Origin of the sequence: Sphingomicrobium aestuariivivum (genome assembly GCF_024721585.1) — a bacterium.
Lineage (GTDB): Bacteria > Pseudomonadota > Alphaproteobacteria > Sphingomonadales > Sphingomonadaceae > Sphingomicrobium > Sphingomicrobium aestuariivivum.
The window spans coordinates 580,366-592,516 of record NZ_CP102629.1; the positions used below are offsets into that span (position 1 = coordinate 580,366).

At 66.5% G+C, this 12,151-nt stretch carries 16 protein-coding genes; 4 read left to right on the forward strand and 12 right to left on the reverse strand.

Features of this window, described 5'->3' with window-relative positions; translation table 11 throughout:
- Nucleotides 1–14: 14 nt before the first annotated feature.
- Together NUW81_RS02855 and petA are read right to left on the reverse strand one after the other, a co-directional pair.
- A complete protein-coding gene (locus tag NUW81_RS02855; RefSeq protein ID WP_245110235.1) occupies nt 15–1,301 on the reverse strand; it encodes a cytochrome b in 1,287 nt (428 codons plus the stop codon).
- A gap of 11 nt (nt 1,302–1,312) precedes the next feature.
- The gene (gene petA / locus NUW81_RS02860; RefSeq protein WP_245110238.1) at nt 1,313–1,891 is read right to left on the reverse strand and encodes a ubiquinol-cytochrome c reductase iron-sulfur subunit; all 579 of its coding nucleotides are present in this window, start codon (nt 1,889–1,891) and stop codon (nt 1,313–1,315) included.
- A 193-nt stretch (nt 1,892–2,084) separates the two neighbouring features.
- On the opposite strand from petA, the gene hemF reads away from it, so the two are divergent.
- Nucleotides 2,085–2,936: an oxygen-dependent coproporphyrinogen oxidase gene (hemF, locus tag NUW81_RS02865; protein ID WP_245110240.1), complete on the forward strand. Its 852-nt coding sequence runs from the start codon at nt 2,085–2,087 to the stop codon at nt 2,934–2,936.
- 3 nt (nt 2,937–2,939) lie between these two features.
- On the opposite strand, the gene NUW81_RS02870 is transcribed toward hemF, so the two are convergent.
- Entirely contained in the window at nt 2,940–3,809 is an 870-nt protein-coding gene (locus NUW81_RS02870) for a DUF7847 domain-containing protein (protein ID WP_245110242.1), read from the reverse strand.
- Between the two features lie 90 nt (nt 3,810–3,899).
- On the opposite strand from NUW81_RS02870, the gene lipB reads away from it, so the two are divergent.
- Nucleotides 3,900–4,562: a lipoyl(octanoyl) transferase LipB gene (gene lipB / locus NUW81_RS02875; RefSeq protein ID WP_245110244.1), complete on the forward strand. Its 663-nt coding sequence runs from the start codon at nt 3,900–3,902 to the stop codon at nt 4,560–4,562.
- A gap of 14 nt (nt 4,563–4,576) precedes the next feature.
- The gene (locus NUW81_RS02880; RefSeq protein WP_245110246.1) at nt 4,577–4,798 is read left to right on the forward strand and encodes a hypothetical protein; all 222 of its coding nucleotides are present in this window, start codon (nt 4,577–4,579) and stop codon (nt 4,796–4,798) included.
- Here the strand turns inward: NUW81_RS02880 and queE are convergent.
- The 7 genes from queE to NUW81_RS02915 all read right to left on the reverse strand — a co-directional run bounded on the left by queE (nt 4,795) and on the right by NUW81_RS02915 (nt 10,559).
- Nucleotides 4,795–5,424 carry a 7-carboxy-7-deazaguanine synthase gene (queE, locus tag NUW81_RS02885; RefSeq protein WP_245110248.1) on the reverse strand — a complete coding sequence of 210 codons (630 nt, stop codon included), beginning with the start codon at nt 5,422–5,424 and terminating at the stop codon, nt 4,795–4,797. The genes NUW81_RS02880 and queE overlap by 4 nt on opposite strands.
- Nucleotides 5,424–6,113: a 7-cyano-7-deazaguanine synthase QueC gene (queC, locus tag NUW81_RS02890; protein WP_245110249.1), complete on the reverse strand. Its 690-nt coding sequence runs from the start codon at nt 6,111–6,113 to the stop codon at nt 5,424–5,426. Before queC ends, queE begins: the two co-directional genes overlap by 1 nt.
- 152 nt (nt 6,114–6,265) lie before the next feature.
- A complete protein-coding gene (locus NUW81_RS02895; protein WP_245110250.1) occupies nt 6,266–6,655 on the reverse strand; it encodes a DUF3617 domain-containing protein in 390 nt (129 codons plus the stop codon).
- 55 nt (nt 6,656–6,710) lie between these two features.
- Nucleotides 6,711–7,655 (reverse strand): Hsp33 family molecular chaperone HslO, encoded by a 945-nt coding sequence (gene hslO, locus NUW81_RS02900; protein WP_245110251.1) that lies wholly within the window; start codon nt 7,653–7,655, stop codon nt 6,711–6,713.
- Nucleotides 7,655–8,845 carry an aspartate aminotransferase family protein gene (locus NUW81_RS02905; protein ID WP_245110252.1) on the reverse strand — a complete coding sequence of 397 codons (1,191 nt, stop codon included), beginning with the start codon at nt 8,843–8,845 and terminating at the stop codon, nt 7,655–7,657. Before NUW81_RS02905 ends, hslO begins: the two co-directional genes overlap by 1 nt.
- Nucleotides 8,846–8,992: 147 nt before the next feature.
- Nucleotides 8,993–9,592 carry a hypothetical protein gene (locus NUW81_RS02910; RefSeq protein WP_245110253.1) on the reverse strand — a complete coding sequence of 200 codons (600 nt, stop codon included), beginning with the start codon at nt 9,590–9,592 and terminating at the stop codon, nt 8,993–8,995.
- 136 nt (nt 9,593–9,728) lie between these two features.
- Nucleotides 9,729–10,559 (reverse strand): ABC transporter permease, encoded by an 831-nt coding sequence (locus NUW81_RS02915; protein ID WP_245110254.1) that lies wholly within the window; start codon nt 10,557–10,559, stop codon nt 9,729–9,731.
- Between the two features lie 67 nt (nt 10,560–10,626).
- Here NUW81_RS02915 and NUW81_RS02920 point away from each other — a divergent pair, with 67 nt between their 5' ends.
- On the forward strand, nt 10,627–11,355 hold the full coding sequence (locus NUW81_RS02920) for a GcrA family cell cycle regulator (protein ID WP_245110255.1): 729 nt from the start codon (nt 10,627–10,629) through the stop codon (nt 11,353–11,355).
- Between the two features lie 78 nt (nt 11,356–11,433).
- On the opposite strand, the gene NUW81_RS02925 is transcribed toward NUW81_RS02920, so the two are convergent.
- Nucleotides 11,434–11,751 carry a hypothetical protein gene (locus tag NUW81_RS02925; protein ID WP_245110256.1) on the reverse strand — a complete coding sequence of 106 codons (318 nt, stop codon included), beginning with the start codon at nt 11,749–11,751 and terminating at the stop codon, nt 11,434–11,436.
- Nucleotides 11,751–12,116, reverse strand: coding sequence for a hypothetical protein (locus NUW81_RS02930; protein ID WP_245110257.1), 366 nt, complete (start codon nt 12,114–12,116; stop codon nt 11,751–11,753). The genes NUW81_RS02925 and NUW81_RS02930 overlap by 1 nt, the downstream gene beginning before the upstream one ends.
- Between the last annotated feature and the right edge of the window lie 35 nt (nt 12,117–12,151).

Sequence of the window (12,151 nt, forward strand, 5' to 3'; positions counted from 1 at the left end):
CGGTTCCTTCGTTCTTAAGCCTTGGCGAGCCCGTAGGGCGCGCTTTCCTCCGCCTCGCCGTGCAGCACCGAACCCGAGATCGAGTTGGGCAGCGGCAGCGGCTTCTCGAGCTTCGAGATCAGCGGCAGGATGATGAGGAAGTGGGCGAAATAGTAAGCGGTGGCGATCTGCATGATCGCGACCACGCCCGGCGTCGGGCTGGCGCCCCCGGCCCAGCCGAGGATCAGCACGTCGACGATCAGGATCGCGAAGAAGACCTTGAACACCGGACGATAGTGACCCGAGCGAACCGGCGAACGGTCCAGCCACGGCAGCAGGAAGAGCAGCAGGATCGAACCGAACATGGCGATCACGCCCCACAGCTTGGCCGGCAGGATGAAGTCCACCGTGAAGGCCTTGAGAATGCCGTAGAAGGGCAGGAAGTACCATTCGGGCACGATGTGCGCGGGCGTCGCCAGCGGATTGGCCTCGATATAGTTGTCCGGGTGGCCGAGCGCGTTGGGCGCGAAGAAGACCATCGCGGCATAGAGGCCGAGGAAGGCGAGCACGAACCAGCCGTCCTTGGCGGTGAAGAAGGGGTGGAAGGGCAGCGTGTCCTTCTCGGTCTTCACGTCGACGCCGGTCGGGTTGGACGAGCCCGGGATGTGCAGCGCCCAGGTCTTCAGGATCACCACCGCCGCGATCACGAAGGGCAGCAGGTAGTGGAGCGAGAAGAAGCGGGTCAGCGCGGCCTGGTCGGGGGCATAGCCGCCCAGCAGCCAGACACGCAGCGGCTCGCCCACGACCGGGAAGGCCGAGAAGAAGCCGGTGATGACCTGCGCACCCCAGTAGCTCATCTGCCCCCAGGGAAGGACGTAGCCCATGAAGGCGGTTGCCATCATCAGGAGGTAGACGACGAGGCCGAGCATCCAGACGAGCTCGCGCGGCGCCTTGTAGGAGCCGTAGAAGAGCCCGCGGAAGATATGGATGTAGACGACGATGAAGAAGAAGCTCGCGCCATTGGCGTGGGCATAGCGCAGGAACCAGCCCGCATTCACGTCGCGCATGATATGCTCGGTCGAGCCGAAGGCAGTACCGATGCCGCTATTGTACCACATCGCCAGCACGATGCCGGTGACGATCTGGATCATCAGGAAGACGCCGGCGAGAACGCCGAAATTCCACGCATAGTTGAGGTTGCGCGGGACGGGATAACCGCCGCCGACGGCACCGTAGATCATGCGGGGCAGCGGCAGGCGCTGGTCGATCCAGTGACCCAGCTGGGTCTTGGGTTCGTAAGGCTTGGCCCAGGCGAAACTCATGGTTTTTCTTCCTATCCGATCCGGATCAGCGTGTCGGAGACAAATTCGAATTCAGGCACGACGAGGTTGGTCGGCGCCGGGCCTTTGCGGATACGGCCTGCCGTGTCGTAGTGCGAACCGTGGCACGGGCAGAAATAGCCGTTGTAATCGCCCTTGTTCTCACCCTCGGCGGCGCCCAGCGGCACGCAGCCGAGATGGGTGCAGACGCCCATGGTGACGAGCCAGTTTTCCTTGCCCTCGGCGGTACGCTCGGCAAGCGTCTGCGGCTCGCGCAGCGCGCTGGCGGGGACCGCATTGGCTTCCTCGATCTCGGCCGGCGTGAGGTTGCGCACGAACACCGGCTGCTTGCGCCAGCTCGTCTTGATCGCCTGCCCCGGCTCGACCTTCGAGACGTCCACCTCGATCGAGGCGAGCGCCAGCACGTCGGCGGGCGGGCTCATCTGGTTGACGAGCGGGAAGGCGACCGCACCGACACCGACGGCGCCGAACGAGACGGCGGCGATGTCGAGGAAGTCGCGGCGACGCACGCCCTCTGCGGGCTCGGTTGCATCTTCTTTGAGGAGGGGGTCAGGCTGTTCGACCGTTGCCATGGATGATCCCTACAGTCTTGGCTTTGCAAAAAGGGGTCCTCATGAGCATGGGGACCCGCACGGTTGGGCGCCTGATAGACGCGATGACCCGCATTTGCCAAGGCCGGATTTTAGCCCCCCTGCTCGCGACCTTCCTCTCTCCCACCCGCGCCAATGGGTTGCGCGGGCGCGACGAAAGGATAAAGCGGGCGCCATGCAACAGCTTGACGATCAGCAACAGGCCGCCCGCGACTGGTTCGAGGCGCTCCGTGACCGCATTTGCGCCGCCTTCGAAGGAATCGAGCGCGAGGCCGGCTCCGACGCCACCTTCGATTACGCCAGCTGGAAGCGCGAGGATCCCTCGGGCGCCGACGGCGGCGGCGGCACGCGCGGCACCATGAAGGGCAAGGTCTTCGAGAAGGTCGGCGTCAACGTCTCGACCGTGGGCGGCGAGTTCAGCCCCGAATTCGCCCCCTCGATTCCCGGCGCCGAGGAAGACCCGCGCTTCTTCGCCACCGGAATCAGCCTCGTCGCGCACATGGCCAACCCCCATGTCCCCGCCGTCCACATGAACACGCGCATGATCACCACGACCAAGCGCTGGTTCGGCGGCGGTGCCGATCTCAATCCCGCCATTCCCTACGAGGAAGACACCGAGGCCTTCCATGCGCGCCTGCGCGCCGCCTGCGCCGCGCACGACCCGACCTATTATGAGAAATTCAAGAAGTGGGCGGACGACTATTTCTATTTGCCCCATCGCCAGCGCCATCGCGGCGTCGGCGGCATCTTCTATGATCGCCTCGATGCGCAAGGCGACCTGTTCGAGCCGCATTTCGCCTTCACCCGCGATGTCGGCGAGGCCTTCCTCGACATCTTCCCGCAGATCGTGCGGCGGCGGATGGACAGCGACTGGACCGAGGAGGACATGGGGCAGCTGCTCGACTTCCGCGGCCGCTATGTCGAGTTCAACCTGCTCTATGACCGCGGCACATTGTTCGGCCTCAAGACCGGCGGCAATGTCGATGCGATCCTGATGAGCCTGCCCCCGCTCGCGCGCTGGGAATAGGCCCTATTCGACCGGCTCCGCGCTGACCGGCGGCACGCCCACCGCCGGATCGGCAGGCCGGCCCGCAAGCTGCAAATAGATTCGCGCCAGCACGGTCGAATAGACGATCGTCACCGCCGCCTGCGCAAGGCTCGCCACGAGCCCGAGCAGCAGCGCGGCCAGCGTCAGCGGCTCGGCCTCGCCCAGCACCAGCGTGATGGCAAGGCCGGCGATGATGCCGACAACCCCCATGAAGACGAGCGCGCCGATGACGAGCAGCAGGAAAAAGCCGAACAGCCGCCAGAAATGACCGCCGCTGAGGGCCCAGGCCCGGCGGATCACCGCCACGGGCCCCTTGTCCTCCGCCGCGATCACGGGGGTGAACAGCGACATGCGGACCGCGACCCAAATAAGGAACGCCATGAGCGCGAGCACGAGCATCACCTCGCTGCCCGACAGCATCGGCGTCTCGCCCGCCTCGAGCGCCGCCCGTGTCTCGGGCGAGAGGCCGAGCTGCATGACCAGCACCACGAGGAGCGCGATCGGGATGACGAAGAGCAGCGCCGCCCCCAGCGTGGTCAGCAGCCGCTTCATGCCCCGCCGCAACGCATCGCCCACGCTCGCCCCGCGATAGAGCGCGAGATAGCTGATCGCGATCGAGCCGATGATGTTCACGAACATGAAGAGGAAGCCGAGGAAGCTGACCAGCGGATCGGCCTCGCGCACATCGACCTGCGCTTCCATCGCCAGTTCGGTCTGCGCGGGATCGAGCGTCATCAGGATCGTGCCGGGCAGGACCACGGTGGCCAGCGCCACGATGAACATGAGGCGCCCGTCGCGCGCCATGATCGGGCGGCTATCGTCCCAGGCCTTGCTGATCGACAGTCGTGTCATGTGCGTCTCTTCCCCCGGAAAACTGGTCCGCCCATCATGGCAGTCCCCCTGCCCCTTGCCAAGCACGGCGCGAGGCCGCACATCGCGCCCATGACCGTCGAATGGCAGCAGTCGGACGCCCCCGTCCCTTACGAGGAAGCGCTCGCGGACATGACCGCGCGCGCCGCCGCGATCCGCGAGACCGGCGCGCCTGAGCGCATCTGGCTGCTCGAACATCCGCCGCTCTTCACCGCGGGCACCAGCGCCGATCCGGCCGAACTGTTCAACCCCGACGGCTTCCCCGTCTACGAGGCGGGCCGCGGCGGGCGCTACACCTATCACGGCCCCGGCCAGCGGGTCGGCTACCTCAACCTCGACCTCGGAAAACGCGGGCGTGACATCCGCCGCTTCGTCCACCTCCTCGAAGGCTGGATGATCGACGCATTGGGCGAACTCGGCGTCGAGGCCCGCCGCGAGCCCGGCCGCATCGGCATCTGGACCGGCCACGGCCCCGACGAAGCCAAGATCGGCGCCATCGGCGTGCGGGTGAAGCGCTGGGTCACGCTCCACGGCTTCTCGATCAACGTCGCGCCCGACCTCAGCCACTTCGGCGGCATCGTGCCCTGCGGCATCTCGGAGTTCGGCGTCACCAGCCTCGAGAAGCTCGGCGCGCCGTCCGACATGGCCAGCATCGACGCTGCCCTGAAGAAACATGCCGACAACTTCCTTGCGCAGCTCCACGCCAAGTGCGAGCAAGACGCCTGCAACAGCTAAGTCCGGAGACACCCATGCGCCGCCTCATCCTCGCCACCCTCGCCCTGCCCCTCGCCGCCTGCGGCGGTTCGGAGGAAGCGGCCGTCGTCGAGGAACAGGCCGATGCGCCCGAGGTCGTCGCCATCGAGGGCCGCGACATCACCGCGATCGATGCCGCCACCGACAATGACGCGGGGCTCGTCGATGACGAGGTGCCGGGCCGCAACGCGGGCGCCGACGAGGCCGACGAGGACTAGGCCAGCCCCAGCAATTTATGCGTCTGGAGGGTGAGCCGCCATTTCGGCCGCTCCATCACCAGCGCGATCGCCGCGTCGGTATTTTCCTCCACCTGCTCGCCGTCCATCGGCTGCAGGAGGAAATGGTCGAAATCCAATGCTTCCAGTTCGTCGAGATCGAACGGCTGCGGCCAGACCAGCTTCAATTCGTCGCCCGAGCGCTGCACCAGTTCCGAGCCGAACTTGGGGCTGATGCACAGCCAGTCGATCCCCTCGGGCGCCTGAAGCGTGCCATTGCTCTCGACCGAAATCCGGAAGCCCTGCGCATGGAGCGCGTCGATCAGCGCCCCATCAAGCTGCAACAGCGGCTCGCCGCCGGTGATCACCACCATCCGGTTCGCCTTGCCCTCTCCCCACAGGCCCGCGACCGCCTCCGCCAGCGCCTCGGCCGTGGCGAACTTGCCGCCATTCACCCCGTCGGTGCCGACGAAATCGGTATCGCAGAACTGGCACACGGCTTTCTCGCGGTCGCGCTCGAGCCCCGACCACAGGTTGCACCCCGCAAAGCGCAGGAACACCGCCCGCGCGCCGGCCTGCATCCCCTCGCCCTGCAGGGTCAGGAAAATCTCTTTGACCGCATAGGCCATCAGGCGGGCTCCACCCCTTCCGCATAGCGCGTCGGATCGGGCAGCCCCGCCTCGACGAAGCCCTTGTGGCGCAGGCGGCAGCTGTCACACGCGCCGCAGGCGCCGCCGTCGGGGCCGGGATCGTAGCAGCTGTGGCTCAGCCCCGCGTCCATGCCGAGGCGATGCGCCTCGCGCGCGATGTCGGCCTTGGTCATGTCCTGCAATGGCGTGCGAATGCGCATCACCTGCCCCTCGTCGCCCGCCTTCGTGGCAAGCTGCGCGAGGCGTTCGAACTGGGCGATGAAGTCGGGGCGACAGTCGGGATAGCCCGAATAGTCGAGGCTGTTGACGCCGATGAAGATGTCGTTCGCCCCGCGCGTCTCGGCATAAGCGAGGCAGAGCGAGAGGAAGACCGTGTTGCGCGCGGGCACATAGGTCACCGGAATGCCCTCGCCCACGCCCTCCTTGGGCACGTCGATGTCGGCGGTCAGCGCCGAGCCGCCGAAGGCGGTGAGGTCGAGGGGCAGCACCACATGCTCTGCCGCGCCGACCTGCGCCGCGATCGCCTTTGCCGCTTCCAGCTCCACCCGGTGGCGCTGGTTGTAATCGATGGTGAGCGCGTGGATCTCGTAACCGGCCTCGCGCGCAAGCCCCGCGCAGACCATCGAATCGAGCCCGCCCGACAGGAGGATGACCGCTTTTTTCTTCATGGGTCGGCCCCTTAGGCAAAAACACCCAAACCCACAAATGCCCCACACAAGCGGGCGCGTGGGGGTTGCTGGCTAGGCGCGAGGAGCGCCGCGATGCAGCGCATCGCTAGCGACGCAGCAACGACGTCCAGCAGCCGCCACGCATTCGCGCCCTAGCAGCTACCGACGCGCCTTGCGTGCAGCGTGTCATGGAACGGCAGGCCGTCCTTGATGCCCTGCGTCTGGATGCGGAGCGAGCGCGGCGTCACCACCTGCATGTCGCTCGAGCCGAAGCCGCCGCTCGTGCAGGTATAGCGCATCAGCGCCGTATCGCCCTTCTCGGAGACGGTCATGCGCGTGCACTGGCGGCCCATATGCTCGAACTGCGCGAGCAGCGAGACATCGGCGAGGCAGATGCGCTTGGGCGCGGCCTTCGAGCCGGGCTTGGTCACTTCCCACAAGCCGCTCTCGACACTCTTCAGGAGATGCGGCTTGCCCTGGTGCTCCATGCCAAGCGCAGCGGTGCCGCCAAGGCCGAAGCCCAGCGCGGTCAAACCGATCATCGCTCGAATCACTCGTTTCATCGGACGCACTTTACCACTGAACGATGAACGACGGTTAAACGCCGTCGCCGCTGTCCCCGTCCGGCACATCGCCCTCGACCACGGGCGCGATCGGGAAACTCGTCGCGCAGAAGGCGCAGTCGACGCGGATGAAGCCGTCGTCGGCCACCATCTCGCGCTGCTCGGCAGGCGGAAAGCGGGCAATGACGGTCTTGATATATTCCGGCGAGCATCGGCACCCTTTCGACAGCCCGGTCGAACCGAGCAGCCGCACTTCATCCTCTTCGTGGAAGAGACGCCAGAGCAGATCGTCGAGCGGAAGGCTCCTGTCGACCAACTCCTCGGGCCGGACCGATCCCGCCAGGATGGCGACATGCGGCCAGTCGGGATGGTCGAGCTTGGTGTGGAGCCGGTCGCGGCCTTCCTCGCCCTCGGGGAGGTGCTGGAACATCAGCCCGCCCGCGACCCAGTGATCGTCCTTCTTCTCGGCATGGACGCGCACGAGGCTCGGGATCTGCTCCGACTGGGCGAAATAGCTCTGCGCCACCTCGCCGATATCCGCGCCCTCGATCGGGGCGATGCCCTGGTAGCGCTCCTTGCGGGTCGGCTGGTCGAAGGTAATGGCGAGATAGCCCTTGCCGAACAGCTGGAACAGCGTCGGCTCGGGCCCCGCCTCGACGAGCCGCTCCTTGTCATATTTCACATGCCCGCGAAGCTGCCCCTGGTGATAATCGCAGACGAGGAGGTCGACGACGCCATTCTCGGTCTGCGCCTGCATGGTGATCTGCCCCTTCTCGTCCTTGAGGAGCGAGCCGAGGAGCGCCGCGAGGGCGAGCGCCTCGGCGAGCAACTTCTCGATGACGGGCGGATATTCATGCGGCGCGAGGATGGCGTCGAGCGCATGGGTGAGCCGCACCAACCGCCCGCGCGCCCCCCGTGTGGGGAGCATCGCGCCGGTCACGACGTCGTGGGACAGGTCGGTGCGCTCGGTGTCGGCCATCAGCTTGCGGGGATCTCATACTTGCCGGCCGCTGCCGACAGCTTCTCCACGAACTCGCTGATATGCTCGTCGGTGATGTTGAGCGGCGGCAGCACGCGCATGACATTCTCGCCCGCCGCGACCGCGAGCAGGCCTTGGCTGCGCAGCCAGCCAACAAAGGCGCGGCTGACGACCTTGTCGGTCATCTTGATGCCGAGCATCAGCCCCATGCCGCGCACGCTCTCGAACAGGTCGGGATGGTTGCCGATCATCTGCTCGAGCGCGCCGCGCAGGCGCTCGCCCTTGGCCTTCACCTCGGCGAGGAATTCGTCGTTCGCGACGACGTCGAGCACCGCCTCGACCGCCGCCATGGCGAGCGGATTGCCGCCATAGGTCGAGCCATGGGTGCCGAAGGTCATGCCCTTGGCGGCATGTTCGGTGGCAAGGCAGGCACCGACGGGGAAGCCGCCGCCCAGCCCCTTGGCCGAGGCGAGGACGTCGGGGGTGATGCCATATTGCTCATAGGCATAGAGCGTACCGGTACGCGCCACGCCGCACTGCACTTCATCGAGGCCGAGGAGCAGGCCGTGCTTGTCGGCGAGCGCCCGCAGGCCCTGCATGAATTCCTGGCTGGCGGGACGGATGCCGCCCTCGCCCTGCACCGGCTCGACGATGAAGCCCGCGGTATTTTCGGTGATCGCCGCCTCGGCGCCCGCGAGGTCGTCGAAGTCGACATAGGTGAAGCCCGGCAGCAGCGGCTCGAAGCCGTCGTGGAGCTTTTCCTGGTTGGCCGCCGAGATGGTCGCCATCGTGCGCCCGTGGAAGGCCATCTTGAAGGTGATGATGTCCTTCTTGTGCGGATTGCCGTCGACGACGTGGAAGCGGCGGATCGTCTTGATCATGCACTCCACGCTCTCGGCGCCCGAGTTGGTGAAGAAGACGGTGTCGGCAAAGCTGTTGTCGACGAGGCGCTGCGCGCAATGCTCGCCCTGCGGGCTGCCGTAGAGGTTCGACACGTGCATCAGCGTGGCGGCCTGTTTCTGGATCGCGCCGACGAGATGCGGATGGTCGTGACCGAGGAGGTTGACCGCGATCCCGCTGGCGAAGTCGAGCCACTTCTCGCCATTCTCGCCAAAGAGATAAGGGCCTTCGCCCTTCACCGGCCGGACGTCGCAACGGGGATAGACCGGCATCAGCGCGGGAATCGTCATCAATTACTCCTAAGGTGTGGTGCCCGCCGCCCCACGGGTCGGCGCGCGATGTTCTCTCCTAAATGGGGTCACTAGCGCCAAAGAAAAGGCGCCGCCACCCGTCATGGGCGGCGACGCCTCTTTCCGTCGGCGGACAGCCGTCAGGACTTAATCGTCCCAGTCGTCATCATCGCGGTCGCGGCGGTCGTAGCGGCGATCGTCGCGCCGGTCGTAGCGACGGTCCCAGCGACCATCGCGATCCCAGCGGTTGTCGTCGCCCCAGTAGCGGTCGCGGTCGCCGCGATAGCCGTAGCCGTAATTGCCCCAGCGACGCCCGTCGCGAAGCTCGTGCTGGATCTCGCGGCGCAGGTTGCGGATGCCGCGCACGGCGTGGCGATATTCGCCGCGGTTGAGGCCGTTGCGACCCATCCGGTGGATGCGCTGCTGGAGCTTTGCCGCCTTGCGGTCGAGCTTCCTGTATTCACCGCGCTCGAAGGCTCCCTGGCGCGCGAAATAGCGGATGTCCTGCCGCATCTGGCCGACGCGGCCCTGCAGCTCGCGCACCTTGCCATAAGCGAAGTGGCGACGGGCATCGTAATGGCCGCGGCGGTCATAGCCATAGGGGTCATAGCCATAACGGTCATAGGGCTGCGCGCCATAGCCGCTACCGATCGAGACGGAGACGGCGGGGCGGGCTTCGGCCGCGGCGGGCATGGCGATCATGCTGGCGCCGAGGGCGGCGGTGAGGCCGAGGATGGTCTTGCGCATGGTGGCTCTCCTCATGGGGGACGCTTGTTACTTGATGCCCCCAGACTGGGGGACACCCCATGTGGCCACGCTGAATATGGATGTAATTTGCCGTTCAGGCGGACAAAAACGCTAGCGTTTCAATTGCTTGACCGCGCTAATTCTTGATTTTCCAGCCCTTGTCGAGGAGCCGGTAGCACAATCCGAACAGGATGATGTTCAGGATCGCGAGCAGGATCGCGCCCGTCGTCACCGGCGAGTCGGCCACCCCGATGAAGCCATAGCGGAAGCCCGAGATGACGTAGAAGAAGGGGTTGGCATGGCTTGCCGCCTGGAAGCCCTCGCTCAAGGCCTCGACCGAATAGAAGGTGCCCGACAGCAGCGCCAGCGGCGCCACCACGAAATTGGTCACCATCGCGGCATGGTCGAACTTTTCTGCCCAGAAGCTGGTAAGGAGGCCGAGGAAGCTCAGCATCAGCGTGCCCATCAGCCCGAAATAGAGCGCCGCGAGCGGATGCACGGGGATGACGCTCACGCCCGGCCACAGCAGCATGACCAGCCACACCGCGCCGCCGACGAGGAAACCGCGTGTCACCGCCGCGCCCACGAGCCCTGCCATCAATTCGCCCGTCGACAGGGGCGGCATGAGATAATCGACGATCGTCCCCTGGATCTTGCCGACCAGCAGCGAGAAGCTGGCATTGGCGAAGGACGCCTGGATCATCCCCATGACGATGAGGCCCGGCGCGAGGAAGTCGGCGAAGGGCACCCCCATCATCTCGCGCCCGCCGCGCCCCAGCGCGATGGTGAAGATGGCGAGATAAAGCAGCGTCGTGACCGCCGGTCCCCAGACAGTTTGCAGCTGGACCTTGAAGAACCGCCGCACCTCCTTGATATAGAGGGTCTTGAGACCGCCCGTGTTGACGGCGCCGAGGATCGGCTTGCCATACGGTGCGTTCGACCATTGCGGATTTTGGTTTTCACTCATGACCGCCTCGCCTATCGGGTGGCCGTGACGAAGACAATGATGAACCCGACCAAGGGTGGAGAAGATATTGAGCTGGACTGACGAGCGGATCGATCGCCTCAAGGCAATGTGGGCCGAAGGAAAGACCGCCAGCCAGATCGCCGAGGATCTCGGCGGGGTGAGCCGCAACGCGGTGATCGGCAAGGCGCATCGCCTCGGCCTCGAATCGCGCCCCTCCCCCGTGAAATCGGGCGAGAAGAAAAAGGCCGCGGCCAAGAAGGCGCCGGCCAAGAAGGCGGCCACCGACAAGCCCGCGGCGAAGAAGGCCGCGCCCAAGAAGGACGCCGCCCCCAAGAAAGCCGCGCCCGCTGTCCCGCCGGCGGCCAAGAAAGCCGCGCCGGCCAAGCCCGCGCCCGCCCGCGCCGCCAAGCCGACGCCGGAGAAGGCGACCGCCGCTGCCGAGGGCGAAGGCAAGACCAAGACCCAATATCGTTCGGTCGGCCCCGGCGGCTTCGTGCGCCAGGGCCCGTCCGACCAGCAGGCGCCCATCCCGCCCGCGCCGCCGCGTCGCCTCATTCCCGAGAAGCCCTCGGCCGAGGTCGCGGACAAGACCTCGCTGCTCGACTTGAACGACCGCGTCTGCCGCTGGCCGATGGGTCACCCGGGCGAGCCGGACTTCCACTTCTGCGGGCAGAAGGCCAACCCCGGCTTTCCCTATTGCGTCGAGCATTGCGGGGTCGCCTACCAGGCGCAGCTCCCGCGCCGCGACCGCAAGCCCCCGCCCCCGCTGCCCTTTGGCGGCCCGCGGGTCCGCTAAGCGACCGAACAAAAGGAAAAGGCCCTGGCATCAGCCGGGGCCTTTTTCGTTTCAGCCCCAGTGGCCGAACGGGTCCATCTACAAGAGCACCAGCCCGCCCGCCAGTCCGGCAATGCCGCCGTGGACGAGCGAGCGCCGGGGCACCGACCTGATCTTCAACTTCACCGCCAGCGGCGGCACGAGCGCGGCGGCGACCGGCACCAGCGGCCCCGGCACCCCGACGAGCGCGATCAGCAGGAAGAGGAGCAGATAACCGATCATCGCCGGCAGCCCGATGAGCACCGCCATCAAGATGCCGAAGCCGATGATCTCGCCCGCGCTCGACCGTCCGTTGCGCCACACCCACTGCCCCGCCAGCACGGCAAAGGACGCCAGCGCGGCAAGCAAGACCCCCATCAGGCCCACAGCCCCTGCGGATCGGCACGGACCAGCACGACGCCGCCGACCAGCCCCGCGATCGCGGCCAGCCGCATCATCCCGACGAGGTCGCTATTGTTCAGGGGCCAGCGAAAACGCTCCTGCGCCCATAGGAGGAACGGCGGCACCAGCGCCGCCACGACCGGCACCAGCAGCGGATGCCATGGCCAGTGCGACAGCGCGAAAAACAGCAGCCCGAAAGCGATTGCGGCGGGAATGCCGATGAACATGCCGAACAGCGTGCCGATACCGATCCCCACCGGCCCCGCCGCCAGCGCGCCCAGCATGAAGGGCGCCGCCAGCACCAGCAGTGCCGCCACCACGCTCCAGACTATAGCGTCCATCGCCCTCCCCCTTCAGGCAGGAGCTTTCGCGCAAT